Raw genomic sequence first — 25,976 nt, 5'->3', positions numbered from 1 at the left:
CGTGCGCGGCGGCGACGTGCTGCGGCTGGAGCTGTCGCTCGCGTGCGGCGAGCGCCTGCGCGTCGAGCGGGTGGCGATCCGCGAGGCGGTGTCGTCGCTCTTCTCGGTCGAGGTGGAGGCGGTGTCGCCGGAGCCGTGCGTCGATCTCGAGGGGATCGCCGGGCAGGCGGCGGCGCTGCGGATCGAGGCCGGTGAAGGCAGCGGCCTCTCCGGCGAGCGGATCTGGTCGGGCGTATGCAGCCACGTCCGGCAGGTGCACGCGCTCGAGCTGCGCGGCGGCGAGCTCGGCGTCTCGACGTACGCGCTGACGATCGTGCCGGCGCTCTGGCGGCTGTCGCTGCGCACCGATCACCGGATCTACCAGCACCAGTCGGTGCCCGAGATCGCCGCCGAGATGCTCGACGCGTGGGGGCTCGACGCGACGTGGCGGCTCGACGCGGCCGAGCACCCGCGGCTTTCGTACAAGGTGCAGTACGGGGAGACGGATCTCGATTTCTTCCAGCGCCTGCTGGAGGAGGCGGGGATCGTGTACGCGCTGCTCGACGACGGGGAGCGCACGCGGCCGGTGCTGACCGACGCGTTGGGCCAGAGCGCGCCGCGGCGCGAGGCGTCGATCGCATACATCGACCAGCCGCTCGACGTGCGCGCGCACGCCTGGGTGACGCGCGTGGCCGTGGAGCAGCAAGCGCGGGCCGACGCGGTGACGCTGCGCGACCACGATTTCGCGCGCCCGACGTGGGCCCTCTTCGGGCAGGCGCGGAGCGCGGCCTGCACCGACGCGCGGACCGAGCGGCACAGCTACCAGCCGGGGGCGTGCGTCGTCGAGCGCGACGGCGCCGCCTCGCACGACGACCGCCACGCGGCGAGGCTCGCTGCGCGGGCGCTGGAAACCGAGCTTACGGGCGCGTGCTCGATCTCGTTCCACTCCAACGCGCTCGATCTGCGACCCGGCACGGTCTTCGCGGTCGGCGGCCACCCGCGGCCGGAGCTCGACCCGCGCATGGGGCTGCTGGTGACGTCGCTGTCGATCGAGGGCAGCCTGCGCGGCGGCTGGTCGGTGAGCGGCACGGCGGTGCCGGCGTCGGCGCCCTACCGGCCGGCGCGGCGGACGGCGAAGCCGGTCGTGCACGGGATGCAGAGCGGCGTGGTGGTCGGCCCGCCCGGCGAGGAGATCCACACCGACGCGCACGGCCGGGTGCGGGTGCAATTCCCGTGGGACCGGCTCGGCGGACACGACGAGCACAGCTCGTGCTGGCTGCGCGTCTGCCAGGGCTGGGCAGGCGCAGGCTACGGGCTCTTCGCGCTGCCGCGCGTCGGCCAGGAGGTGCTTGTCGCCTTCCTGCAAGGCGACCCCGACCAGCCGGTGGTGATCGGGCGCCTCTCGAACGCGATCAACCCGGTGCCGCTGAAGCTGCCCGAGGAGCGGACGCAGAGCCTGTGGCGCAGCGCATCATCGCCGGGTGGTGGCGGCTTCAACGAGCTGCGCTTCGAGGACCGCAAGGGAGCGGAGCTCGTGTCGCTGCGCGCCGAGCGGCAGCTGCGAACCGAGGTTGGGCGCGACGAGGCGCTCGTGGTGCGCGGGAGCCGCGCGAAAAGCGTCGGGGGCGACGAGAGCGCGCGCACGGAAGGGCGCATGGTGGCGTATGTGGGAAAAGACGCGCACGTCACGGTCGACGGGGAGCTACGCGAGCGAGTCGGCGGCACGCGGTCGCTGACGGCGGACGGCGACCGGCACGAGCGGATCGGCGGGGTGGCGGCGCTGGAGGCGGGCGGCGCGATCCACCTGAAGGCCGGCGGGGCGATCGTGATCGCGGCGGGCGACGTGACGCTGCGGGGACCGGGGGGCTTCATCCGGATCGACGCGAGCGGGGTGTCGATCGACGGCGGCGCGGTGAAGATCCAGCAGGGCGGCGCGCCCGGCGGAGCGCCGGCGGCGCGGCCGGCGCTGCCGCTCTTGCCGGCCGGCGCTCCGGTACGGGCGGATCCTGTGCGGCTGCCGCTGCTCGGCTTCGCGGGCGGGTTGCCGCCGATGCAAGCCGGGGGCCTCGGCGGCGGGGGTGCACCGCTCACGCCGGAGGAAGGGGCGGTGTGCGGCTTCATCTGCCGGTGCAAGGAGGAGCAGCTGCGGCAGCGATGCGTGACCCAGCACATCCGGGCGCTCGAGGACGCGTCGGCGCACACGAGCCCGCTGAAGGCCGAGGTGCCCTACGACATGAGCAAGGATCCACCTGAGCCCATCATGAGCAAGAACGACCCGCGACGAGCCACTCGGAGCAGCCCGAAGGAGAGCAGAATACCGGACGTGGTGGTGGTCAAAGACGGCACGAAGCCGCCGACCCAGGACAACATCAAGGAGGTGATCGAGATCAAATTCCCTTCAGACAAGCTCGACGACGATCACCGAAGGGAATATACCGAAATCGCCGGGAAAGCCCGATTTGAAGAGCTTGGGCCCGATCGGTGTGGCTGTCCGCGCCAGAAGCCGCAGCCGCAACCGCAGGCGATGACGGCCGGTGACGTGGCGGAAGTGGCAGCGTTGACGTTGCTCGTGATCGCGCTGGTGTTGGATGACATGGTGCCAGGCGCGCAGGCCGACGACGTGGCCATCCCGCCCGCAGTCGCCCGGATCCTCGCCAAGCTCGCGCCGCTTCTCCGCGGTCCTGTCGTTGTTCCATGACGGAGGAAATGATGTCCGACGAAACGAGCGAGATGATGGAGGTGCTCGACGAGCATCTAAGGGTCAAGGACGACGAGGGGCGCACGGTCCTGCAAGTCGCGCTCCTGGCAACGCTGTACTTCGAGGACGCCCACAAGCGGGAGGTGCGGGAGGCGGTCGTCTCGTGTTGCGAAGACTACTTCCGGCGCTGTGGGCCTCATCTGCGCTGGGCGCTGCACCCGGAGAAGCGGTTGATGGAGCCGTATGGCAAGGGAAAAGGGTCGATCCCTCGCGCGTGGCTGTTGGGGTTCGGTGAAGACGAGAGTTTTTCGCTCATCTACCACGGAGCGGAGTACGACCGAGGGGCAAGCTCTTTCCTCGCGCACGCGCTGGGTGCCAAGAAGCGGCCATTTGTCGACCTGGGGTTCTTTCGGGCTGCGTTTCCGCTCCTCTGGTTTGCGGACTCATCGGAGTCGTTTCCGGATGTGATGCTTGAGATGTGCCGCAAGTTGAAGCCGATGAGCGGCTATGGGGGCATCGGCGTAGTCGAGTCGCCCGACAGCTCGATTAGCAGCCTACATGAGCCCGTCGTCTACGATTGGGCCCAGAAGTTCCCCGGACTGGAGGCGGATTATCCGATATCTCATTCTATCTGGCTGCGGAAAGGAAGAAACGGCGGCGGCATCAAGGGGGTCAACTGGCTCACGGTGCTGGGGGAGAGATGGGTCGTGGAGATGGGAGGAGCCGACAAGATCGAAGCTGACTTGCGCGCGTTGGATCGGAGATTCGTTGTCCACCGGTTCGACGGAGGCATGATGATCCAAGCAGGTCCACGCCCGCAGCTAGGCGACGCCGGCCGTAACGTCTGGCCGGAGCTGTACGTCAAGCTGTCGAAGTACGTGAAGCCGATCCGCATCACGGAGCACCGACCCTTCCAGTATGGCGGCCCCGGTCTTCGCTTCGATCTGGACCGCAGCGAGGCGTGGCTGCGCCGCTTCGACGACCGCTGAGCGCGAAGGAGCGATCGAGATGAGGACCGCGACCATGCAGCCTTCAGACCTGTCCATGACGACCGAAGCGCCGGCGACGGACGCTCCCCTCCCAAGTCCCGCGCTCCGCGCGGGACTTGGGAGGGGCGGGCCGCGCGCAGGCCCGAAGGGCCAAGCACGGGCCGGGGGTGGGCATCCATCCTTCTGCTTCTCGTTCTTCCTTCTTGCTGCCGGATTGAAGCCGGTCGGTGACACAAGCGCACCGGCGAGCTGTTCGGGGACGCGGGCGAAGAGGGTGGCGCGGGCGCAGACGCAAGCCTAGGGCGGGGAGTCCGAGGGCGACATCTCGCCACCCTCCGGCCCAAGTTTCCGGCGTAGGACGACAAGCCTGAGCAGGCCCTCCGACGTCCCGCAGCCACCGGTCACGGCCGCCGCGCGGGCGCGCACCGCTGCATGTAGGCCGGCTCGGGGCAGCCGTCGTGCGTCAGGATCTCGCCGTCCAGGCACTTCACCAGCGCAGCCCGGATATCGAGGCAACTCCCCCGCCCCGCGTCCACACATCGATGCTCCGTGGTGGTCCCGTTCGCGCAGCCGTCGAGCTGGCCCTCGGGGCACTCGAGGAGCGGCCCGGTCGAACAGCCGTTCTCCCGCGGCTCGCCGGCCGTCGACGTCCCCTGGGTCGCCGGCTGCTGGCTGGAGCAAGCCGCGCTCGAGACGAGCGTGAGCCCCGTGAAGAAGAGCCCCGTGAAGAAGAGGCTCAGGCCCCGGCGGGGCGAGTCGCTGCGCGTGTGCATACCGTCGTTCTCCGTGGATCAAGTCCGGCCGCAGACCCCTGAAGGCGGGTCCCCGCCCGAGCGGGCGGCAGCGTACTCCACTCCACGTCCACGGGACGACAGGGGCCCGGCTACATTCGCCTCGTCCCGCAGGCGCGGCCGAGGTCAAGACCCGATGGCCCTGGTCAAAACGCGCCGCCGCCGTGCGCGAGCAGCGACCAGCTGTCGCCGCCCGTCCGGTTCGTCACGCCGCCGATGGTCAGATCGTCGAAGAACGCAGGGCGGAAGTTGAACCGAGCGCCCACCTTGACGTTGCGCGTGACGAGCCGCTCCACGCCCGCGGTGAGCGGCACCGATACCGCAAACGGGTCGCCGCCGCGGCCCGCCCAGCCCACGTAGCCCACGCCCGCGACAACGAACGGCTGCACGATCGCCTCGTCAGCGCGCAGGATGTTGTAACGCAGGCCCGCGTCGAGCGCGGTCATCACCAGCGATTTCCCCGCGATCGTTCGCTGGTTCACTGAGCCGGTGTAGTTGCCCTCGACGGCCACGCGCGGCGACATGGTCCCGGTCACCCGCACGTTCCAGCTCGGCCCGACGCCCGCGGCGCCGCCCACGTAGCCCAGCACGCCAAAGCCGCCCTCGACCGCGATGGTCGGCTCGGGGATGCGCCGGATGAGCGGTTGATCCGCCGGAGGGAGGTTGCCTGTCGGCCGGGCGTGCTGATCCCGGCCCGCCGCGCCCTGCGCCTCCGCCGCGCCGGCGAGCGCCATCATTCCGGCGGCGGTCATGGCGGCCGCCGCGAGTCGTCGCGTGCTCATTGCAGTTGTCTCCGGTTGGCTCGTTCCGTCTTCGACGACCGCCTCGTGCACACCGCAGGCCACACGCGGCTGTGCAGCGCAGGTCCGGCGGGCTGCGCCCTGCACCGCACCGGCGGCCGCCACCGAAACCACGGCGCCGCTCGCTCGTATCCCGGACATGGAACTCATGGCACCGAGGCGCCGAGCGGGCGGGCGAGCGAGGGGGATGACCCCGATCGCCCTTCCCGGACGCCGGCCTTCCTGTTCAAGTGGAGACCGCCGCGCGCCCTCGCGCGCGAGCGCGCAACAACCCGAGAGAGCCAGGAGGCGAGCGTGAAGACGATCCGGACAGGGACCTTGCTCCTCCTCGCGCTCGCGGCCGCCGGCCTGGGCGCGGCCGCGTGCCAGGGGGAGCAGCCGAGCCTCGCGCCCGCCGCGACCGAGCTCAAGGCGCCGGAGCCGAAGGCGCCCGCCGCGGCGGCCTTCGCGATCGACGGCGCGGGCAGCAAGGTCGAGCTCGTGATGGATGCGCCGCAGGAGAAGATCCGCGGGCGGATCGCGGGCGCCGCCGCGGGGACGCTCCAGGTCGACCCCGCCGACATCACGAGGACGACGGGCCTCATCACGGTCGACCTCTCCACGATCGAGCTCTTCCAGACCGCCGTGGGCGACGACGGCAAGCCCGGCGAGGAGAAGAAGAGCGACCTGCAGAACCAGCACGCGCGGACCTGGCTCGAGATCTCGAAGGACACGCCCGACGACGTCCGCGCGAAGAACGAGAAGGCCCAGTTCGCGATCCGGTCGATCTCGACCTCCGGCGAGAAGGACCTCTCGAAGCTGCCCGGCGCGGAGCGGACGGTGACCGTCACGGCGTCGGGCGACCTGCTGCTGCACCAGCGGCAGTCCCCGAGGACCGTGGAGCTCATCGCCACGTTCAGGTACGAGGGCGAAAGGCCCGCCAGCGTCACCGTGAAGACGGCGAAGCCGTTCCCGGTGGGGCTCGCCGAGCACGACGTCCGCCCGCGCGAGGCGTTCGGCAAGCTCGCCCAGAAGACGCTCGAGGTGCTCTCGCCCAAGGTCGCCAAGGAGGCGATGGTGACGCTCGAGCTGACCGCGACCGCCGGCGCGGCCCCCGCGGCCCCCGCGGCGCCGGCGGCGGACGGCGGTGCGCGGTGAGCGCGGCGCGCCGCCCGCAAGTGGGCCGTTGCGGCGACGCAGCGGCTCTGAGATGACACGGCGGTCCGGAAGCCGCCGGAAGCCGGATCACGCCTCGCCCGCCGGAGGGCGCAGGCCCGTCGAGACGACAACGGCGGGCGCGGGCCCGTCGAGACGAGAACCAGAGGAGCCACACGATGCTGTCGAAGAAGAGCATTTACGAGACCCTCGCCGCGCTGAGCGCCGGCGCCATGGTGATGAGCGGCTGCGCCGGCGCGCAGGCGCCGGTCAACGCGAGCGAGGTCCCCGCGGAGCAGCCCGCCCCGGCCGAGCCGGCGCCGGCGCCCGCGCCGGCCGAGGCCACCTCCGGCGACGCCGCCGCGGGCGCGAACGTCCCCGCCGCCCCGGCCGAGCCCGCGCCGCCGAGCGACGCGCAGTCCGCCGCGACCTCGCCGCAGGTCGCCCCCACGGCCACCCCGGCGGCCACGGCCGCGCCCCCCGCGCCGCCCACCAGCGCCCCGGCCAAGCCCGCCGCCAAGAAGACGGGCGCCGCCGCGAAGAAGCCCGGCCACGCGGGCTGCGGCCAGGGCACCTGCGGCTGATCGCGGCCTCCCGCGCCCTTCCCGTACCCCCATGACCGGCAGCGCGCTCACCGGCGTCGGCCTCGGGCTCCGATGGGAGTTCCTCGACGAGGTGCTCGCGGCGCTCGACGCGCCCGATCACGGCGCGCGCGACGCGGCGCTGCCCGTCCCCTTCTTCGAGCTCTCCCCCGAGAACTACATGCGGCGCGGCGGCTACTTCCCCGCCGCGATCGAGCGCGTCCGGGAGCACCGCCCGATCCTGACGCACGGGCTCACCCTGTCCGTCGGCGGGCTCGATCCGCTCGACGCCGGCTACCTGCGCGCGCTCGGGGGGTTCCTGGAGCGGCTCGATCCCCCCTTCCACAGCGACCACCTCTGCTTCTCCGGGGTCGACGGCGCGTTCCTCCACGACCTCCTGCCGCTCCCGCACACGTCCGCGGCCGCCGCCCACGCCGCGGCCCGCATCCGCGAGGCGGAGCAGCGGCTCGAGCGGCCGATGGCGATCGAGAACATCACCTACTACCTGGTCCCGGGCCGCGCCTCGCTCGACGAGGCCGACTTCCTCGTCGAGGTGCTCGAGCGCGCCGGCTGCCGGCTCCTGCTCGACGTGAACAACGTCTACGTCAACGCCCGGAACCACGGCTTCGACCCGGTCGCGTTCCTGGAGAAGATCCCTCCCGAGCGCGTGGCCGCGATGCACGTCGCGGGGCACGAATGGCGCGACGACGCGGAGGTCCTCGTCGACACCCACGGCGCGCCGGCCATCGCCCCGGTGCTCGACCTGCTCGCCCGCGCGGTCGCGCGGACCGGGCCGGTGCCGGTCGTGCTCGAGCGGGACAACGACGTGCCGCCGCTCGGCGCGCTGCTCGCCGAGCTCGCCGAGGTCGACGCGGCGTACCGGCGCGGGCTCGCCGCGCGGGAGGCGCGAGCGTGAGCGGGGCGCGCGGGGCGGGTGAGGCGCAGGAGCCGCGCGAGGCGCGCGAGACGAGCGAGACGTCGAGCACGCCGCCGCCCGGGCTCGCGGCGCTGGAGCGGGCGCTCCTGCGGAGCGTGACCGCGCCCGACGGCGAGGCGATCGCGGCCGATCCGCGCGCGTGGCTCGCCCGCGCCGGGCTCGAGGGGCCGGACCTCGAGGCGATGGCGGCGCTCCCGCCGAAGCGGCTGCTGCTCTACCGGAGCCTCATCCGCCGCGGGCTGGCGGGCGCGATCCGCGCCGGGATCCCGCGGGCCGCGGCGCGGCTCGGCGCGCGGTTCGAGGCGGACGTCGCGCGCTTCATCGAAGCGGAGCCGCCCCGGTCGCGCTACCTCCGCGACGTCGCGTTCGAGTTCGTGGGGTTCGCCGCGCCGCGCTGGGCCGGGGATCCGGAGGTCCCCACGTACCTCGCGGATCTCGCGCGCCACGAGCTGGCCGCCTTCGCGGCGGCCTGCGCCGAGCAAGACGAGGAGGCCGCCGCGGTCGGGGCGTCAGGGCCGCTCGGCGACGAGGCGCCGGCAACACCGGGCGACGCGGCGCCGGCAACACCGGGCGACGCGGCGCCGGGACCCCTGGGCGAAGCGCTGTCGCTCGACCGGGGGGCGCGCTTCCAGCGGGCCGCGGCGCTCGTGCGCTACGAGCACGCGGTCCACAGGCTGCAGGGCGACGCGTCGGCGCGCGACGTGCCGGCCCGCGAGCCCACCCGCCTGCTCGTGTACCGCGACGCCGCGCACGACGTGCGCTTCCTCGAGCTCACGCCGCTCGCGGCCGAGATCCTGGGCCGCCTCCTCGCGGGCGCCGCGCTCGGGGAGGCCGTGGTCGCCGGCTGCGCCGCGCTGGGACACCCGGTCGACGGGCCGGTGCTGGAGAGCACCGCGGCCCTGCTGAGCGACCTCGCCGAGCGCGGGGCGCTGCTCGGGCCATCATCGGCGGCGCCGCCGCGATGATCGCCGGCGCGCAGACGGTGTATGCCGCCAGGACCGCGATGGATGAGCTCGCCCTGAACGAAGCGATGGACCGGTACGCGTGCGGCGACGCGCGCGCGTTTCCGGAGCTGCACCGCGCGCTGGCGGCGCGCCTCCTCGCGTACCTCACCCGGATGAGCGGCTCGGAGACGCTGGCGGGCGACCTGACGCAGGAGACGTTCCTGCGGATGCACCGCGCCCGCTCGAGCTTCGCCCGCGGCGGCGCCGTCGCGCCGTGGGCCTACGCCATCGCGCGCAACGTCTACCTGGATCACGCGCGCGCCCAGAAGCACCGCGGCACCGAGCGCCTCCCGAGCGATCCGGGCGCAGAGCCGCCGGACGCGCGCGGCGCGGACGCCGAGGCGGTCGCGATCGCCTCCGAGACGGCGCGGGCGGTGGAGCGGACGCTGGCAAGCCTGCCGGCCTCGCAGCGCGAGGCGTTCATCCTCCTCCGGTACGAGGGGCTCAGCGTGCAGGACGCCGCGGCGATCCTCGGGACGACCGCGAGCGCGGTGAAGCTCCGCGCGTTCCGCGCCTACGAGGCGCTGCGGGCGGCGCTCGACGATCTCAAGCGGCGGCCCGAGGCGGAGCCAGGCGGCGCGGAGGAGCGCCGCCGGGGCAAGGGCCAGGGGAGCGTCCGGGGAGGTGCCAATGTCGAATGAGCGCGACCTGCTGAGCGGGCTGAAGGACATCCCCGATCCCGCGGCCCACCTCGCCGCCCGCCCGCCGCCGGCCCGGATCGACGCGCCGGCCGAGCCGTCGCCGACGCGCCCGGCGCGCGAGCGCCTCGTCGTGGGCGCGATCCTGGCGGGGCTCGCGTGGATCCTGCTCCGGACGTGGATGGAGGGTTTCCGCGACGACCTCGGATCGCCCCGGGTCGCCCTCCCGCTCGTCCTCCTGGCGGCGCTCTCCGGCCTCGGCCTGCTGCTCGCGCTCTTGCCGCGTGCCCGGGGCCTGCCGGCCGGCGTGCGGGCGCTCCAGGCGCTCGTCGCCGCGGTGGCGCTCGGGTTCCTGGCCTCGGCGGTCGTCACGTCACGTGGGGACGACGTGCTGGCGCCCCTGGTGGTGCACCTCGAGTGCAGCGCGGTCGCGCTCAGCATGGCGCTCGTGCCGTTCGCGCTGGCGGCGCTCGTGCTGCGCCGCTCGTTCCTCTCGGCCCCGGCGTGGCGGGGCGCCGCGATCGGGGCCCTGTGCGGGCTCGGGGCCGCGATCGGCATCCACGCGCACTGCTCGCTCGACGAGGTCGTCCACGTCGCCTTGGCCCACGGCGTGCCCATCGCGGCCGGCGCGCTCCTCGGCGCCGCCGCCGGGGCGCTGCGCGGGCGAGCCTGAGGCGCCGCGCGGCGTCGCGCGTCCCCCTCCCCGCCATCACGGCGAGGCGCCGCGACCGCCGCGAGGCGGCGCGACCGCCGCGGACCTGCCGCAGCGCGCCGCGAAGCGGATCGCGCCGTGGCGCTTGCGCCGCGGCGCTGGCCAGGTCTAACGCAGGAGGCAGGAGAAACCAGGTCGATGCGGCGCGCGCTCCTCTTTCTGGCGGCGGGACTGTGGCTCGGGTGCGGCAGCTCCGGCGCCGGAGCCGCGAACAACGGCGCCACGACGGGCGTGACCGCCGGCGGCGGTGACGGCGCGAGCGTCGGCAGCACGAGCGCCGGCAGCACGAGCGCCGGCAGCACGAGCGGCGGCGGCGGCGCGGGCGGCAACGGCGCGGGCGGCAACGGCGCGGGGGGCGGCGGCTCGCAGGCCGAACGCGCGTTCGTGGTCTATGTCGGCGGTCACGAGGGGCTCTTCGTCTTCCGCCTGGACGGCGCCGACGGCGCGCTCTCGGCCGTGCAGGGCCCGCTCGACGCCGAGATGAACCCGACCTTCCTCGCCGTCGACCCCGCGCGCCAGCGCCTCTTCGCGGCGAACGAGCTGAGCGAGGTGGACGGGGAGCCGTCAGGCGCGGTCAGCGCGTTCCGGATCGATCCCCAGGGCGGGACGCTCGAGCTCATCAACAGGGCGTCCTCGAAGGGCGCGGGCCCCGCCCACCTGTCCACGGATCGCTCCGGGCGCTTCGTCCTCGTCGCCAACTACGGCGGCGGAACGGCGGCGGTGCTCCCCGTGGGCCAGGACGGCGCGCTCGGCCAGGCGGCCTTCGACGTGTCCTTCGGTCGCCGGACGAGGCCGCACCACGCCATGACCGATCCGGCGAACCGGTTTGCGTTCGTCACCAACCTCGGGCTCGACGAGATAGCGCAGCTCACCTTCGACGCGGACACGGGCCAGATGGAGCCGAACGACCCGAAAGCCCTCTCGCTCCCCGCGGACACGACGCCTCGACACCTCGAGTTCCACCCGAACGGCCGGTTCGCCTATGTGATCAACGAGTCTGCCGGCTCGATCACCACCCTGAGCTACGACGCGTCGCGCGGGACGTTCACCGCCATGGCCACCGTCTCGACCTTGCCCGACGGCGTGAGCGCCGAGGGAAACGTCTCCGCCGAGGTCCAGGTGTCCCCGTCGGGCAAGTTCGTGTACGGGTCGAACCGCGGCCACGACAGCATCGCCATCTTCGCGGTCGATCCCGAGCGGGGCACGCTCATGCCCGCCGGCCATGCCTCGACGCAGGGCATGACGCCGCGCCATTTCCAGATCTCGCCGACAGGCAAGCTGATGCTCGTCGCGAACGAGGATTCGGGGAACATCGTCGCGTTTCGCGTGGACGAGGCGACGGGCGCCCTCGAGCCGACAGGCCGTGTCACCGAGGTCCCCGAGCCCACCTATGTCGGGATCGTGGCCCTGCCTGACCGCTGAGCGGGGCGAACCGAACACCGCCGGCGATCACCGCCCGGGATGGCGCTTCGGCTCCTCCCCCGACTTCCGCAGCATCACGATCTTCCCCGTCGGCGTCACCACGGTCTTCACGAACGCGGCCCGCTGTCGCCCGAGGACCCAGCTCGCCTCGGCGAGCTCCTCCTCGGCGCGCTGGCCCTTCACCAGCAGCACGATCCCGCTCGGCCGCACGAAGGGCACGGTCAGGGGGATCAGCATGACCAGGCGCCCGACCGCGCGCGCCGTCACCGCGTCGAACGCGCCGCGGAGATCGCCCTTGCCGAGCTGCTCGGCGCGCTCGGCGCGCACCGACACGTTGGTGAGCCCGAGGCCCGCGGCCACCGCGACGAGGAACGAAGCCTTCTTCTGCGTCGCCTCCACCAGCGTCACCCTCAGATCGGGCCGAGCGATGGCGAGCGGAAGGCCGGGGAGGCCCCCGCCCGAGCCGATGTCGGCGAGGCGCGCCCCCGCGCTCAGCTCCTCCAGGAGCGGCAGGAGCGTGAGCGAGTCGAGGACGTGTTTCTCCCAGACCTCGACCGGATCCGTGATCGAGGTGAGGTTCATCAGCTCGTTCATCGCGAGCAGGCGCGCGAGGTAATCGCCGAGCTTGGCGATCACCGCGGCGTCGAGGGTGACACCGATCGCCGCGAGGCGCTCCGCGAAGCCCTCCGGAGGCGTGAGCGGAGCGGGAGCCGGCAGCGGGAGAGGAGCGCGTTCGTCAGGGAGCATGGACGTCCGCACACCCTAGCAAGCTCCCCCTCGTGAAGCGCCGCAATTCTCGCGCTCGCCCTCCCCGCCCGCTCCGGGCCGCCCTTGTGGCGGCTCGCTACATCGCCGAGAGGCGCCTCTGCAGCTCCTCGGGAGAGACGTCCTCGATCCGGCTCGCGAAGGACCAGCGATGGCCGTACGGATCGCGGAGCCAGGCCGTCCGGTCTCCGAACGGCTTGTCCTGCGGCGGGCGATCGATGGTCGCGCCTGCCGCCGCGGCCTGCGCGACGAGCGCGTCCACGTCCTCCACGTAGACGACGACGGCCGTGCTGCTGCCTCCCAGCGTCTCGGGGCTGACGGCGCCGAGCTCGGGATACTCGTCCGACAGGAAGAACCGGGCGGGGCCGATGGACAGCTCGGCGTGCCCGATCCGCCCGTCGGGCATCGGGATGCGCAAGTCCTCGCGCGCGCCGAACGCGCGCTTGTAGAACTCGATGGCTTCCGCGGCGCTCCGCGCGCTCAGGTAGGGGAAGCACGTCTGGCCTTCCGGGACGGGGTGGACCTTGCTCTTCGTCATCGTCGCGCTCCTTCGTGCTCGTATCGAGTCGTGACCTTTCCCGGGGGAACGGCGGGTATTGCCTTGACGGTCGTGCAGCGCGCCTCGCGCGCCCGGGCGCCAGGGGGAAGGCGAGCCTCTCCCGGCGCCCGTCGCCTCGGCGATCCGGGTCGGCGCACATCCTGGACCATCGCGCCGACCGCGTATTGGACGAAATTTACCTACGCGCTCGGCCGCGCGGCTTGACAAATGCGTAACATATCGGTTACACATCACGCCGATGGACGCTGTTGCCCAGGCGCTGGCGGATCCGATCCGGCGGGAGATCCTGCGAATGCTGCGCGATCGCACCGCCACGGCGGGCGCCATCGCCGGCGCGTTTCCGGTCAGCCGCCCGGCGGTCAGCCGGCACCTGCGCGTGCTGCGCGAGGCGGGCCTGGTGCGCGACGTCCAGTGCGGTCGCGAGCGCGAATACCGCATCGAGCTCGGTGCGCTCGCCGAGCTCGAGGCGTTCCTGCGAGGGCTGCGCGCGGAGAGCCCGTGGCATCGCCGGTTCGACGCCCTCGAGACCGAGGTGCACCGCGTCGGCCGGCAGCGGCGCATGGCGACCGCCCCCCCGCCCCGCAACGAAGCGAAACGAAGGAAGGAGACCGCATGAGCCCCCGACCCACAGGCCACGTCCGGAGCACGGCGACAGGCGCCGATCTCGTCATCACGCGCAGCTTTCGCGCCCCCATCGAGGATGTCTGGCAGAGCGTCACCGCGTCCGAGAGCACGGCGCGCTGGATCGGCCCGTGGGAGGGCGAAGCGGGGCCCGGCAAGACGGTGCGCCTCCAGATGGCGTTCGAGCAGGGGGCACCGTGGTGCGATATGTCGATCGATGCATGCGAGCCGCCGCATCGCCTCGCGCTCACGGCCAAGGACGATCACGGCGGGTGGCGGCTCGAGCTGTCGCTCGCGGCGAAGGGTGAGATCACCGAGCTCACCTTCATCCAGCGCCTCGCCGATCCAGCGCTCGCCGGCGATGTCGGGCCGGGCTGGGAGTATTACCTCGACATGCTCGTCGCCTCCAGGCTCGGCGATCCGCTGCCCAGCTTCGCCGACTACTATCCGGCGCAGCGCGACCATTACCTCGGCGACGCGCGCACGCAGGCGTAGCGCGTACTCCGGCGTAGCGCGCGCGGGCGCTCGGCAGAAGTGATCATGATTTCCCCATCTCCTTCGCGGCGCCCCTGCCCTGGACGAGGAGAAGGAGCGGGCTGTGCATTCGCGGCGGCCCGGGATAGGCTCGCGGCATGAAGATCGTCCTCCCGGGCGGGAGCGGACAGGTAGGTCAGATCCTTGCGCGCGCCTTCGCGGCCGACGGGCACGAGGTGATCGTCCTGTGCCGCAGCGCGAGCGTGCCCGCAGGGCGGGTCGTGCCGTGGGATGGACGCACGCTCGGCCCCTGGGCGCGCGAGCTCGACGGCGCCGACGTGGTGTTCAACCTCGCTGGCCGCAGCGTGAACTGCCGTTACACGGACGAGAACCTCCGCGCGATGAGGAGCTCTCGTGTCGACTCGACGCGCGCCGTCGGCGAGGCGATCGCCGCCGCCTCACAGCCGCCGCGCGTGTGGCTGCAGATGAGCACGGCCACGATCTACGCGCACCGCCACGACGCGCCCAACGACGAGGCGACCGGGCTCCTCGGCGGCGACGAGCCGGACGTCCCCTCGTATTGGCGCAACAGCGTCGAGATCGCCCGGGCGTGGGAGCAGGCGCTGGACGAGGCCAGGACACCGCGCACACGCAAGATCGCGATCCGCGCTTCCATGGTCATGAGCCCTGATCGCGGCGGCATCTTCGACGTGCTGCTCGGGCTCACCCGGCGGGGCCTTGGCGGTCCGGCCGGCGGAGGGCAGCAGTTCGTGTCGTGGATCCACGATCGCGACTTCGTGCGAGCGACGAGGTTCTTGATCGAGCGGGACGACCTCTCCGGGCCGGTCAACTTCGCCTCGCCGGGGCCGCTCCCCTACCGCGATTTCATGCGCGCGCTGCGCGAGGCCTGGGGCATCGGCTTCGGGTTGCCCGCGATGAAATGGATGCTGGAGGTCGGCGCGCTCGTGATGCGCACGGACACCGAGCTCGTGCTGAAGAGCCGGCGCGTCGTCCCCGGACGCCTGCGCGAGGCCGGGTTCACGTTCGCCTTCACCGAGTGGTCGGCGGCGGCGCGCGACCTCGTGGCGCGATGGCGCACCGAGCGCTGAGGAGGTGAACCGCTCGACGCCCGTGGGGCGTCAGCAGTCCATCGCCGCCTCGAGGAGGCCTTCCTCATGCGCGCCATCATGCGCTGGACGTGGCGGCCCGGGAGGAACGGCGCTTCATGCAGCGCTTAAAACCTGTCGCTCGGCGCGGTCACCATCCCTTCTTCCTGGCAGGTCGGACAGGCGAGCTTCTCACGCTTCTCTTCGATGACACGGAAGTGTTCTGGAACAAATTCAAGCATCTCGCTGCTCCGGTAGCCGGTACACACGTTCTCCCCGCCGCACTCTCCACGGCTTCGCTCGGACTCGGAAACGAGGATCGCGCCGGTTTCGCGCGGCAGGTCCTTCGGAAGCGGCGAGCTACATGGCACGCGCATTGCAATCATACGTCCGAGGCGTCGCAGGTGACGGCGCTATGAGTACTCTCATCCACTGCCGACTGAAAAGGAGAACACGCAATGAATACAAACATCATCAAGATCGCGACCTCCGCAATGTTCGGCATCGCTGTTTCAGGATCACAGGCGTCAGCAGCCCATGCGGCTGATGAGGCGACATGCCACAATTACGCCCGCATTTCCGTCGAGCAGAATCAGCAGAACCTCAGACGAGCCTGCGGCGCATCCGGATCGCGGTGGCATTCGGACTACGGGAGCCATTACAATTGGTGCCGGTGGAGGTCAGAGGTGTACGTGAACAGTGAGATTGGCGCCCGGGCCTCGTACCTGAGGAACTGTAACCGTTGACAATTCGGGAGACACGAAGATCCACTGAGTGCCCCACACCCGAGGTAACCACCCGGTCATCGCCATGGGCACGGCACCTTGCGGCTCTCGTCGGGGTCGACGATGCAGAGCACGTGGCGGAGTCGACCAACTACTCGGCGCGGGCGCGGAGGTGCTGAAAGGAGGGCTCGGCGAGGCGGCCTCCGCCTGCGTCGCCGACCGAGGCTCACGTTATTCAGGCGCGCCGGCGTCGCCCGCGATCGAAGCAGCGCGCGACGATCTCGCCTGAAACTACTGCGGGAAGTCGGATGAGGGAGTGGGTAGCGGCTTGCGCGCGACGACCAAGGCACCGCGCCTTGATTCCCCTCGCGAACGCGCTCGTCCGCCACCGCAACGCGTTCTGGTCCCCCAGCGAGCGCGCTCGTCCGCCACCGCAACGCGTTCTGGTCCCCCAGCGACCGCGCTCGCCCGCCACCATAAGGCATCCTGGTCCCCCGGCGAGCGCGCGGTGGTGGCCTTCAAAGGCCACTCTGCAAAAGTGGCCTTCATTCGGGCGGGGGTTCAGGGAAGAGTGAGAGCTGCTCGGGGGCCCTCGGCTTCGGTCGCCAGGACAGGAGATCGAGCTGCACCGGGCCGGGTGGAGGTGCGTCATGAGCGGGCGTAACCGGTGCGAGGGGCGGCGGGTCCGGCTGTACGGTCGGACGGCGGAGTGCAGGCGTCGGGGCGGTGACGAGCCGCAGGAAGCCACGGCCGCCGGGCAACGGCCTGGAGGGCGCTTCCGGCTGCCGGTGCTCCAGGGGTTGCGGCTCCGGCTTCTCGCCAGCGGGCTCGGACATGATGGCGTCCAGGAGCTCCTCCAGGTCCCACACGTGCCCTGTGAGTCCAGCCTCCATTGCGGGGGTCACACGCAGCGTGCGCACGGTCCAACACAGATTAAAGTAGGTGTAGTGCAAGGCAACAGCGGCGCGGTGGTGCTCCGGCGCCTTACTGAAGGCGTAGCAGAGCCTTCTCATGCGACCCAGCAGGTGGCGCGTGGTGCCATTCAGGCGCTCCACGTAGGCTGTCGACGCCTTCTTCGCGTCCGGAGCGCCGTAGATCGTGTGCTTCGTGATGAACGGATCCCGCGGTGGCTCGTACCGATGGTCCGGTCCACGGTAGGAGCCAGTGCGGTAGTTTTTGACAGTTTGCATGTAGTCAACGCTGAGCCCGAAGTGCTCCGCGACGGTGGCGATGTACGGCGCGAATCCGTCTGTGGTGATTTGCGGCATCACCAGCAGACGCGACCGCAGATCGGCGATGAAGGGGCCGCACGTCTCCATGTCGCGCTTGCCGACGCGCCAGGCGATAACGAGGCGAGATGCCGTGTCGAGCGCCGTGAAGGAGTACGTCTCGCCGATGCCGGGCGCGTCCTTCTCGGTCACACGGGCTTGTTTCTTGCCGACGTAGGAGAACACCTCATCGGCCTGGATCAGCTCGCAGCGGAGCCCGCGCACAAGCCGGTCATGCAGGCGCTGCGCACCGGCGCCGAGAGCGAGCCCGAAGCGGCTGATCGCCGCTCGGCTGACGTCGGTCATCCGGCTGACCGCGCGCTCGCTGTTGCCGTCCACCAAGGCCGCGAGCACGGCAAGCCGCTTCTCCGCCGGGAGCACGTTCGCCACGGGACCCTTGCCTTCCCCCGTACGTGGCCGCATGCTGCGCGGTGCGTAGTGCGCTGGACGGGCCACCGTCCGGTGTTCCGCAGCCCCGTCTTGGTGCCAGCCAAGACGGGGCGCTTTCGTCTAAGGTCCTTCGATTATAGCGCTTTTGCCGAGGAAAACCGCTCGGATCAGTGCGCGGCAGATGCCGACAGGACGGGGTATGTCATAGCCGGCGCAGTCCGACCACCTCGCGGTGGAGGAGGCCGCTATGGCTAGACCCGACGAAGCGGACGGACGTGACGACTATATGATTTGTCCACTTCCGAGCAGAGAGGAGATGCTTTCTCGGATCGAGGACTACATGACGCGGCGCTGCGGATACCTGCCGACATGGGCAAGCTTCGGTATAATGGGACTGATGCCGGTCGATGGCGACGTGCGTCGGTGGGTTCCAATTTGGTACGAGAATCGCGTCATCGGGTACAGACGCGCGTCAGATGACGATGGAAAGCATCTGAAGAAGTGAGTCATGCACGCCGTCGAGAAATTCTTTCATGTTGCCGCCCGCAGACAGGGGCGTGTGCAGCAACTCGACGGCGATACCATTGCCACATCTATTGTGCGCGCGAACATCCACGTCGACCCGGGCGCCGTCCACTTCAACAAAGTATAATGCGCACACTTCGCCGTGCTTGTCGCAAACCATGTTGTCAGTACCTGGGATTCGACGCAGACTATCCACAATGTCGCTGTCTGGTATTGGCCTTGTGCCATGAGCCATCTTCGGCCATCTGGCAGTCAGGCGTTTAATGACACGTGCGTACACGTACTCGATCCGTTCCACGAATTGGGCATCAGATGTGTTGCTTTGGCTCATGTCACCACCTTGATACGAGGATGTACACCGACTCGGCGCGCATCAGTAACTAGACGCAAGCCCAGCGGCGGGCGTTCAGGATGTGGCTGTGGCGGGATGATCGCGAGGAGGGCGCTGTGATAGCGGGAAGGAGCGAGGCTACGGGCGGCAGGCGGGCTTCACCGCCGCCAGCGCTTGAGGCGCAGCGCCAGGGCTTCCCGGGCGATGCGCAAGCGGCTAAGCGCCGTGTGCGGGCTCATGCGGCGCTTCCGCGCGTACACCGAGATGCTTTCCGGGTCGTCGACGGAGAGGAGCGCGTCGACCTACCAGGGCGGGAGCTCGGTCACGGTCTCCAGCACCTCGCGCGCAGCGATCTGCTCCTCCAGGGTCGGCCCGACGGACTTGTGGAGCAGGCCGAGCGGCGACGGATGGAGAACCGCGGCATGCGTCCAGGCACTCTTGAGGTAGTGCGAGGCGAGCCGCTACGCTATGCCATGGAGCCACTTCCGCAGGGCGCCCCTGGGCTTGTCGCTCGGGTCGGGCCGGTACATGCCCCGGCGCACGGCGCTCTACGCGCCGAGGAGCACCTGCTGCTCGACGTCTGCGCGGTCGCGCTTCGGGATGCCGGCGAGCGTCGCCAGGACGATCCCGCGCTCCGCGAGGATCGCGTCCATCGTCGGCTTCTTCCGAGGAGGTCACGCGGCAGGTGGGCTCGTCGCCCCCTCCTTCTGCAGACTGTAGCGAAAGGTGCGCTGCGCGGGCGCGCCAGGGGTGCGCGGGGCGCGTCGCAGGAGTGCGGGCGAGCTCCAGGCGATGCCGGCCAGCGTTTGCGGCCGGCGGACCTCAGGCGCTATAAGGAGGAGGGAGGCGGGCGAGCGGCGGCGTTCCGCTCCCTTGGCCCGCGGCCGGCGGGCGATGCGCTTCTGGGAAGATTTGCCGCGCCGCGTATCTATCATCACTACGGAGACGTTTAGATGGGATCCAAGTTCACGACAAACATCTCGGGCTCCACAATAGGGGCCTTTTCGCAGGGAGATCACGCAGTGGTTACCGGGCATGTTACCGGCGGCGCGGCCATCCCCTTTACTCAGCAGCAGCACAAGGCTGCCATCAAAGATGCTCAGGCCGCGCTGGTCCACGATCAGGACGCCCTGGAACGGATCGACGAACGCTTGTACGAAGCACTCAACCAGTTTCTTACCATGGCGCGCAAGATACAGGTCGAGCAGCAGAGCCTTGCCGATGTTCAAGCCAAGATGAAGGAAACGTTGGATGATGTTTGGGCGCAGCAGGCAGCGAAGGGACTTCGACCACAGGTCTTGCCAAAGACCCTGGAGGTGGCCGAATCTCTGCTTAAGCACCCAGCGATGGCGGAGGTCGTCAAGCATCTTCTTGCGGGCTAATGGCGCGTGACGCGATGCGTTGGGTACGACAAGTGGGATTAAGTTGCTGGCTTGAGAAACTTTTTCTTGGGTCAAGCTGTCGTGAAGTCATTGGAAAGCGAAGTGGCCGACATTCTTGACAGCCTGAGGTATTAATGAGCGGCGACGCCATCAAGCCCGACGATGTTGCAACCACCGAAGCGGAGGGCGGAGAGGAATGGCGCGCCGGTGGCAGAGCTGGCGGACCTTCGGATCCGAGCGATGCGCTGCACACGCCCTACGGCTCGAACGTTACTGACAGCCATGTCCACAGCCTGGCCGTAGGCGAACGGTCGCGTGCCATCACAGTCGTCCACCACCATGGCCTCTCCTTCACCGAGGCCGAACGGCTCTTCGGGCTTCTGTTCGAGCAGAACTTTCCGCGACTGGCGGAGGTAGCACGGGAAGAGGCCAGGCGGCGGGTCGATGAATTCACGGCGACCTTTATGCGGATGGCCGCGGCCCAGAAGGTGACCGCGGAGCAACTTGCCAATTTGTCTGAACCCGACGTGCAGTTCGTATTGAACGCTGCGGTCGAGGGCAGCGCTCGTCGGAACAGTCCACGCCTGAGGGAAGTTCTCGCGGGCTTGATCTTGCGAAGGTTGCATAGCCACGATGACGCTCTAGAGAGCCTAGCGCTTGGAGAAGCCGTCTTGGCTGCTGGGAGGTTGGCCAATAACCATCTCCATATTCTGGCACTGTGTTTCCTTGTTATGTACGCCGACTGGTTCCATGGTCCTGTTGTATGGAGCGCGGCAAACGCCTTCCTGCGGGAAATGATTGTGCCGTTTATGTCTTCGAAGATGTCGGCGGGCGATCTTCTTCATATCGAGTACGCGGGCTGTGCTACGCTCATGCGTGGCCCTGTGAGCCCATTTGATAGTGCCATTGCGCGCAAATACAGCGCTCTATTTGATGTTGACAAGGTCGAAAAGCTGAACGTGTCCAAGTTCGTGCGGTCCGTGATTGAGCGCGAGTCGCCCGTTCTAAACCGCCTGTGCGAACTATCGGAACAGGTCGGGTTCTATGTTCTGCAACCGACGACGGTCGGTGCTGTCTTGGCGGTAACCACCATCGAACAGGTGACCGGCAAGCGACTGTCAGCCGACGAGTGGCTAAGGTGATGCGCTACTCCGGTGCAAGCCGGAATGGCGGACGACGGAGGCCGCGCTGGGATCGTCGGCAGCCGATGCAGAGTGCCCGACGAGTCGGCACCTAGGCAGCGCACACGTCCCACTCAACAGCCACGAGCGAATGCATGAAAATGACTGTGGAATGTGCATCGCCTTCGGGTTGCGGTGGGGGCGGTACGTGGCCCCATCGAGCCCGGGCAGCGAGCAGAGCTACCGTATCAGGCTCTTGCTTCGGGTACGGCCGTCAAAGAGTAGCCGGCCGACCATCGCCATAGACATGGCCCGTTGCGGCACTCGTCGCGGTCGACGATGCTGGGCGCGAGGCGGTGTCTGCCCGCGACCCAGAGTGTGGGACGGTGCTCTGCGAGGCAGCCTCGGTCCGCGTCGACGACCGCGACCCGCGTCGCTCAGGACGCTCGGCGTAACCTGTTGCGGAAGCAGCGCGCGACACTCTCGCCCATGCGTCGGGCAGCATTCGTTAACGTTGCTGAGGAGCTGCGCGTCGGGGCTGGGAGCATCAGGGAGGCCAACGACGAGATCCCGAGGCAGGCCGGCGAGGAGGGCCCCCCGTTTCGCCGGGAGGCCGACCGTCACGGCGGCGGCGTGAACGCGAAGGATCTGGCTGTGGAGGCTGGCTGGCACATCGATCTCTCCCTTGCTACGACCGCTGGATCCCATCCAGGAGTTCGTGCAGCATCTTGCCGCGAGCGTCAGGATCCACGGGCTGCCTTGCGATCCCGATTTCGCCCTTCCAGGCGCCGCCTCTGAAGAACATCAGCTCGATGTCCACAGGGATCATGTGATCATTCGCTCGCTCGACGTGAGGTTGCACCGAGATCACCCTGTCCACGAATCCGAGGGGAGCGAGAACCTCGTCCGTCGATTCGTTGAGATGCGGCACCGAAGAGAGCCGGAGAATCTCGATACGCACGAGATCGCCGAGCCGAGCCGCGAGGTCCGGCACCCGTTGCCATTCCGGGATCCAAGTGCCGAATTGAGCTTCCATGAGGCCGATTGCCGTGCCGAGCCAGGTCTGGAGAAACGTCCGACCCGCCGCCACGCCCCGCACGAGGCGCAGGGTGTCAATATCCGTCGCTTCCAGCTCGACAACGGACCGTTTCGGAGGTGATGGCGCGACCGGCACGTGCACGTCGATGCAGCCCTCCTTCGCCTGCCACCGAAGATTTTCAGCAATCGCTCGTGCTTCCCCGGGGTCATTCAGGACGATGAAGCGGTCGTCGGGCGGTAAAGTCCCATTCATCTCGCCGACCTGGCTCAGGGTCGAGGTGTCGCCGAGCAGGAAGCGGCGCAAGCGAACCGTCCATGTGCTCCCCGAAGCCGCGATGCGCTCCCCCTCGGCGATCACGTGGGGGCCGAGCACGACGAGGGGCCGCCAATCGCCCTCAGCGGGTGTCTGCGCCACGGCCAGAGTCGGCCTGTGCCCGAAGGCTTGACCGGTAACCTTGACGCCGGTCCCAGCGCCGAGCGCGCCGATGATCGAGCCATGGATCTGGATGTTGTAGGTGTCGCCGCCGGCCCTGGGCGTCGGCGCGCTCGCCTGTATGGGCTCGTCGTTCCCGTTCGCGGTCGCGCTCCCCATCGGGGTCGCCGCGAGCCCGACGATCTCCCTCGCCACCTCAGTCAGCACTGCGTCTCGCCCCTCGCCCGAGAACGAACCAATCGGCTTGCCGCCCCTGGGCAGCGGGTGCAACTCCTTGAGCCAGGGGTGAAGCTCCCACAGGCAGGACCCGAGCAGGACCGGAATGACCCGCAACCTGCCCGAGGAGTGGCGTTGCTGGAGCCGCGGTAGCTCCACGTTCAGCAGCTTGTCGGACGCGAGGAGCTCCGAGGAGAGGAGGATGAGGGCCACGTCCGCTCGGTCGATCGCCTGCTCGATCTCCCGGTGGGTCTCGGCTCCAGCTCGGATCTGCTCGGCGCTCCACAGCTCGATGCGGGCGAAGCGAACGAGCACTTGAAGGTGCCGTGCGAGCTGGTCCTTCAGCTCCTGGTCCTTGGGGCTGAAGCAGACCAGAAGCTGCAGTGGTCGATCGCCGGAGGGTCGCACGGCCTCGGAGTGTCGCCCGGGGGCGCCGGTCCGGCAATCCCCGAGGCGACCGTCAGGGCTCCGGCGGCGTCGACGGGCACCAGAGCGCCACGTCGGGCGCACGAAGGGCGGCGATCAACTGCCGCACGCCGGCCCCGAATGCCTCCTCGTCCTCCCTAACGCCCCAGAAGCTGGCGCATACGCGGTCCCGCAGCACACGCACGAGGTCCTCTAGGCAGCGTGTTGAGCCGGAGGGGCTCATCCCGCCTGGTGCCTCGCTTGAGCCGGCTCGAACTCGACCGTGATCCGCCAGGTCTCCCGCCGGCCGTGGGCCCCATCCGGAAGTAGGTCGGCGATCCCGAGGACCTTGCCGCCGTCGGCGTCGGCAGGGTTGACAGCGAAGCCGTCCCAACCCGGTGCAACAATGTGGGTGTAAGCTTCGAGCTGCGTCGTCTTGGCGAGCGGCATGGGCGGATCTCCTGGAGGTGACCCCTTGCCTCCAGCTGACGGGTCGACACGGGGGGGCTCCCGGCTACGTCCCCTATGACGCCCGGCCCGGCTTGATCCGCCGTCGGAGGTGGGCGTAACCTCTACCCGCACACCTCCATGGCCACGCAGCCATCAGGCACGCGAGCCGAGGAGGCACAGGTTCGTCGGCGAAGGAAGCAGCCGCCCACGAGGAAGACGTGAACCGAGAGGCTCAAGACAAGCTCCGCCTTTTACGACAGCGCCTCGCCGAGCTGGAACCCTACCCATGGGAGACTATTGAGGCATGGTTCGCGTCGGCCAAGCCGCTGATCAAGTCGCACTTCAGCGAGCACTTCGAGGAATTCAAAGCTGTGGCGGCTGCGCCAGACTGGTACTTCCCGGTATACGCCTCTGGTGGCGGAGGTCGTTGGGGTGGCCCGAAGTGGAATAATTGGGCTGAGGCGGATGCTCGGAAGGACCGCGAGGACCGAAAGCTTGCCGAGGCAACCAGGAACAATATTCTCCACTTCGTAGACGGTTTACTGAATCTGCCGTCAGCTCCCACGCAAGACTCAGCGGTTCTGGAACGGGTCAGCCAAGGTCAACCCATCGCGCATTATTATCAGGGGGATTTTATCATGGGTGGCTCCAAGTTCATCACCAGCATCAGCGACTCGAATATCGGCGCCTTCGGCCAAGGTGACAATGTTTACGTGAGTGGAAGCCTGACGGCTAACGTGGCAAGCGAACTGACACAAGGGCAACACCGAGCCGCCATCAAGGAAGCTCAGAAGGCGTTGATCGATGACGAGGACAAACTCGAACCCCTTGTTTATGAAGCGCTCGGACAGTTCCTTCGTCTCGCTCGTGACATCCAAGTTGAGCAGAAGAGCCTGGCCGAAGTTCAGGTCAAGATGAAGGAGGCTCTGGATGAGGTATGGGCTCAGAAAGCGGCGGAGGGCCTCCGGCCGCAAGTGCTTCCGAAGACCCTGGATGTCGTAGGAGCTATCGCTAAGCACCCGGCGACAGCCACTGTGATTAGCAGGCTACTGGGTGAATGATTTGGCGAGGCATGTCGATGCTGATTACTGACGACGTATTCATCGCCTTCCTGGAGGCCGCCCAATTTGAAGATGGCCAGCTTCCCCTAGGTGCCGCCATCAACCCATCCCAAGTGGCGCGGACGGCTGGCCTTGATGTAACGGTGGTACACGCTTGCGTCGAACGATTGATTGCCGACGGATTGGGTCATGCTTCGCAGGATGACCCTAACGGGTTCCAGATCGATGATGCCCGTGTTCGCTTCACACTCCACAGGCTTCAGCGTCGCGCGACCAAGTCGGAGCAAGGGTCAGTTTATAATATTCAAATTGAAAACTCGACAATTGCTGCTTTTTCAGCCGGAGAGCGCGCTGGTGCTAGCGGAACGGCTAATGTTCCGACCGGAAGTTTCCTCCAGAATCAAAGAGCGTCAAATCTATCACCTGCGCCCCGAGGGACTCCTGCACATGGGACTCAGGACCTCCGAGCAGCCGGAGAACCGGACATCGATTTTGCCATCCTGACCGCCATCGAGGTCGAGCGTCGGGCTGTATGTGCAGCCTTCGGGCTGACCGAAAAGGATAGGGTAAAGAAGGGCGGCCGGTGGTACTGGCGCGGCAAGCTACCCCTTCGTGGGGGAGACTCCTACGAGATCGTGGTCGCCCAGCCGGTGGACATGGGCCAGGTCGAGGCTGCCATCCTCGCCTCGGATGTGATCCGGCACTGGAGCCCCAACGCCGCACTCTTGGTCGGCATCGCCGCCTCCACCGACCCCAACAAGGTGAAGCACGGTGACATCGTGGTGGGCAAGAGCGTCTGGTACTACGAGCACGGCAAGGTCACGCCGGAAGGAACCAAGCCCCAGCCAGAGATGATTCCGGCCGATGCGGCTCTACTGAAACACTTCGTCGGGATGGCGAATTGGGGTGGAACTGTGCCAGTCAAAAGACCCGATCGAAAGCGAAGCGGGACGAAGGTTCATCTGGGAGTTATCGCCTCGGGGGAGAAGGTCATCGCCAATGCAGCGGTGCGGGACGAGATCGCGTCCGGGCACAGGAAGATTCTCGCGGTCGAGATGGAGGGTTACGGCTTCAGTCGGGCCGTCTGGGAGAGCTTCGAGCGGGTCCATCACCTCGATATCCGGGGTATCTGCGATGACGCGAGTTCTAGCAAGGGTGACCGCTGGCACAAATATGCCGCCGCAGCTGCGGCAGAATTCGCCAAGCACTTCTTGCTGGACAGACCCATCACTCCAACGCGCAAACCATACGGCAACAGCCCTTTCCGCCCAGCCCAGTGAATCCAGCGGGACCTTCACTGGGCGAGGAAGTCACCCCGCCCCCAAATCTGCTTCCAGCGCAGACCGACCCAGGCTTGTCAAACTTTGTGGATGACAAGACCACCAAATTCGACGATGACTCTCTCCAAGTATCCCAAGCTA

Annotated in this window: 25 protein-coding genes; 16 read left to right on the top strand and 9 right to left on the bottom strand. The window is 68.9% G+C overall.

The genetic code is table 11. The features are described 5' to 3' along the window. The first annotated feature begins 1 nt into the window (after position 1). Complete coding sequence (tssI, locus tag ACSRUE_RS18025; RefSeq protein WP_441292063.1) at positions 2-2,677, top strand: type VI secretion system tip protein TssI/VgrG; 2,676 nt, start codon at positions 2-4, stop codon at positions 2,675-2,677. Beyond that, positions 2,674-3,666, top strand: a complete 993-nt coding sequence (locus ACSRUE_RS18020) for a type VI immunity family protein (RefSeq protein ID WP_441292062.1) — start codon at positions 2,674-2,676, stop codon at positions 3,664-3,666. Before tssI ends, ACSRUE_RS18020 begins: the two co-directional genes overlap by 4 nt. Before the next feature lie 401 nt (positions 3,667-4,067). On the opposite strand, the gene ACSRUE_RS18015 is transcribed toward ACSRUE_RS18020, so the two are convergent. After that, positions 4,068-4,439, bottom strand: a complete 372-nt coding sequence (locus ACSRUE_RS18015) for a hypothetical protein (RefSeq protein WP_441292061.1) — start codon at positions 4,437-4,439, stop codon at positions 4,068-4,070. A 164-nt stretch (positions 4,440-4,603) separates the two neighbouring features. Beyond that, positions 4,604-5,239 (bottom strand): hypothetical protein, encoded by a 636-nt coding sequence (locus ACSRUE_RS18010; protein ID WP_441292060.1) that lies wholly within the window; start codon positions 5,237-5,239, stop codon positions 4,604-4,606. 312 nt (positions 5,240-5,551) lie between these two features. Between ACSRUE_RS18010 and ACSRUE_RS18005 the strand changes: the two genes are divergently transcribed. From ACSRUE_RS18005 to ACSRUE_RS17975, 7 genes are all read left to right on the top strand, one after another. Further along, positions 5,552-6,394, top strand: a complete 843-nt coding sequence (locus ACSRUE_RS18005; protein WP_441292059.1) for a hypothetical protein — start codon at positions 5,552-5,554, stop codon at positions 6,392-6,394. Positions 6,395-6,570: 176 nt separating this feature from the next. Next, on the top strand, positions 6,571-6,975 hold the full coding sequence (locus ACSRUE_RS18000; protein WP_441292058.1) for a hypothetical protein: 405 nt from the start codon (positions 6,571-6,573) through the stop codon (positions 6,973-6,975). Between the two features lie 31 nt (positions 6,976-7,006). After that, complete coding sequence (locus tag ACSRUE_RS17995) at positions 7,007-7,888, top strand: DUF692 domain-containing protein (RefSeq protein ID WP_012238681.1); 882 nt, start codon at positions 7,007-7,009, stop codon at positions 7,886-7,888. Next, positions 7,885-8,874, top strand: a complete 990-nt coding sequence (locus ACSRUE_RS17990) for an HvfC/BufC N-terminal domain-containing protein (RefSeq protein ID WP_441292057.1) — start codon at positions 7,885-7,887, stop codon at positions 8,872-8,874. Before ACSRUE_RS17995 ends, ACSRUE_RS17990 begins: the two co-directional genes overlap by 4 nt. Then, positions 8,871-9,554: an RNA polymerase sigma factor gene (locus ACSRUE_RS17985; protein ID WP_441292056.1), complete on the top strand. Its 684-nt coding sequence runs from the start codon at positions 8,871-8,873 to the stop codon at positions 9,552-9,554. The genes ACSRUE_RS17990 and ACSRUE_RS17985 overlap by 4 nt, the downstream gene beginning before the upstream one ends. After that, positions 9,544-10,224, top strand: coding sequence for an NrsF family protein (locus ACSRUE_RS17980; protein WP_441292055.1), 681 nt, complete (start codon positions 9,544-9,546; stop codon positions 10,222-10,224). Before ACSRUE_RS17985 ends, ACSRUE_RS17980 begins: the two co-directional genes overlap by 11 nt. A gap of 177 nt (positions 10,225-10,401) precedes the next feature. Next, on the top strand, positions 10,402-11,685 hold the full coding sequence (locus ACSRUE_RS17975; protein WP_441292054.1) for a lactonase family protein: 1,284 nt from the start codon (positions 10,402-10,404) through the stop codon (positions 11,683-11,685). 27 nt (positions 11,686-11,712) lie between these two features. Here ACSRUE_RS17975 and rsmG read toward each other — a convergent pair whose 3' ends face one another. Both rsmG and ACSRUE_RS17965 read right to left on the bottom strand, forming a co-directional pair. After that, entirely contained in the window at positions 11,713-12,432 is a 720-nt protein-coding gene (gene rsmG, locus ACSRUE_RS17970; protein ID WP_437765423.1) for a 16S rRNA (guanine(527)-N(7))-methyltransferase RsmG, read from the bottom strand. 97 nt (positions 12,433-12,529) lie between these two features. Then, the gene (locus ACSRUE_RS17965) at positions 12,530-12,988 is read right to left on the bottom strand and encodes a VOC family protein (protein ID WP_441292053.1); all 459 of its coding nucleotides are present in this window, start codon (positions 12,986-12,988) and stop codon (positions 12,530-12,532) included. 259 nt (positions 12,989-13,247) lie between these two features. Here ACSRUE_RS17965 and ACSRUE_RS17960 point away from each other — a divergent pair, with 259 nt between their 5' ends. From ACSRUE_RS17960 to ACSRUE_RS17950, 3 genes are all read left to right on the top strand, one after another. Continuing rightward, positions 13,248-13,625 carry an ArsR/SmtB family transcription factor gene (locus ACSRUE_RS17960; RefSeq protein ID WP_441292052.1) on the top strand — a complete coding sequence of 126 codons (378 nt, stop codon included), beginning with the start codon at positions 13,248-13,250 and terminating at the stop codon, positions 13,623-13,625. Continuing rightward, a complete protein-coding gene (locus tag ACSRUE_RS17955) occupies positions 13,622-14,125 on the top strand; it encodes an SRPBCC family protein (RefSeq protein WP_441292051.1) in 504 nt (167 codons plus the stop codon). Before ACSRUE_RS17960 ends, ACSRUE_RS17955 begins: the two co-directional genes overlap by 4 nt. 137 nt (positions 14,126-14,262) lie before the next feature. Continuing rightward, the gene (locus ACSRUE_RS17950) at positions 14,263-15,213 is read left to right on the top strand and encodes an epimerase (RefSeq protein WP_441292050.1); all 951 of its coding nucleotides are present in this window, start codon (positions 14,263-14,265) and stop codon (positions 15,211-15,213) included. 125 nt (positions 15,214-15,338) lie between these two features. On the opposite strand, the gene ACSRUE_RS17945 is transcribed toward ACSRUE_RS17950, so the two are convergent. From ACSRUE_RS17945 to ACSRUE_RS17935, 3 genes are all read right to left on the bottom strand, one after another. Continuing rightward, the gene (locus tag ACSRUE_RS17945) at positions 15,339-15,452 is read right to left on the bottom strand and encodes a hypothetical protein (protein WP_441293102.1); all 114 of its coding nucleotides are present in this window, start codon (positions 15,450-15,452) and stop codon (positions 15,339-15,341) included. Positions 15,453-16,480: 1,028 nt separating this feature from the next. Beyond that, positions 16,481-17,593: an IS1 family transposase gene (locus ACSRUE_RS17940; protein WP_441292049.1), complete on the bottom strand. Its 1,113-nt coding sequence runs from the start codon at positions 17,591-17,593 to the stop codon at positions 16,481-16,483. Between the two features lie 472 nt (positions 17,594-18,065). Then, positions 18,066-18,449, bottom strand: coding sequence for a hypothetical protein (locus tag ACSRUE_RS17935; RefSeq protein WP_441292048.1), 384 nt, complete (start codon positions 18,447-18,449; stop codon positions 18,066-18,068). 953 nt (positions 18,450-19,402) lie between these two features. Here ACSRUE_RS17935 and ACSRUE_RS17930 point away from each other — a divergent pair. Continuing rightward, on the top strand, positions 19,403-19,831 hold the full coding sequence (locus tag ACSRUE_RS17930; RefSeq protein WP_441292047.1) for a hypothetical protein: 429 nt from the start codon (positions 19,403-19,405) through the stop codon (positions 19,829-19,831). A gap of 134 nt (positions 19,832-19,965) precedes the next feature. Then, on the top strand, positions 19,966-20,973 hold the full coding sequence (locus ACSRUE_RS17925) for an LPO_1073/Vpar_1526 family protein (RefSeq protein WP_441292046.1): 1,008 nt from the start codon (positions 19,966-19,968) through the stop codon (positions 20,971-20,973). Positions 20,974-21,640: 667 nt separating this feature from the next. Here ACSRUE_RS17925 and ACSRUE_RS17920 read toward each other — a convergent pair. Both ACSRUE_RS17920 and ACSRUE_RS17915 read right to left on the bottom strand, forming a co-directional pair. Then, positions 21,641-23,047, bottom strand: a complete 1,407-nt coding sequence (locus ACSRUE_RS17920; protein ID WP_441292045.1) for a toll/interleukin-1 receptor domain-containing protein — start codon at positions 23,045-23,047, stop codon at positions 21,641-21,643. Between the two features lie 237 nt (positions 23,048-23,284). Next, entirely contained in the window at positions 23,285-23,494 is a 210-nt protein-coding gene (locus ACSRUE_RS17915) for a hypothetical protein (protein WP_441292044.1), read from the bottom strand. A gap of 218 nt (positions 23,495-23,712) precedes the next feature. On the opposite strand from ACSRUE_RS17915, the gene ACSRUE_RS17910 reads away from it, so the two are divergent. Then, complete coding sequence (locus ACSRUE_RS17910) at positions 23,713-24,555, top strand: hypothetical protein (RefSeq protein ID WP_441292043.1); 843 nt, start codon at positions 23,713-23,715, stop codon at positions 24,553-24,555. A gap of 11 nt (positions 24,556-24,566) precedes the next feature. Beyond that, positions 24,567-25,835 (top strand): 5'-methylthioadenosine/S-adenosylhomocysteine nucleosidase family protein, encoded by a 1,269-nt coding sequence (locus ACSRUE_RS17905; RefSeq protein WP_441292042.1) that lies wholly within the window; start codon positions 24,567-24,569, stop codon positions 25,833-25,835. Positions 25,836-25,976 lie beyond the last annotated feature (141 nt).

This window comes from Sorangium sp. KYC3313 (assembly GCF_052075895.1).
Taxonomy (GTDB): domain Bacteria; phylum Myxococcota_A; class Polyangia; order Polyangiales; family Polyangiaceae; genus Sorangium; species Sorangium cellulosum_B.
Note: the sequence above shows the minus strand (reverse complement) of the source record. Positions and strands in the feature narration are given on the sequence as shown.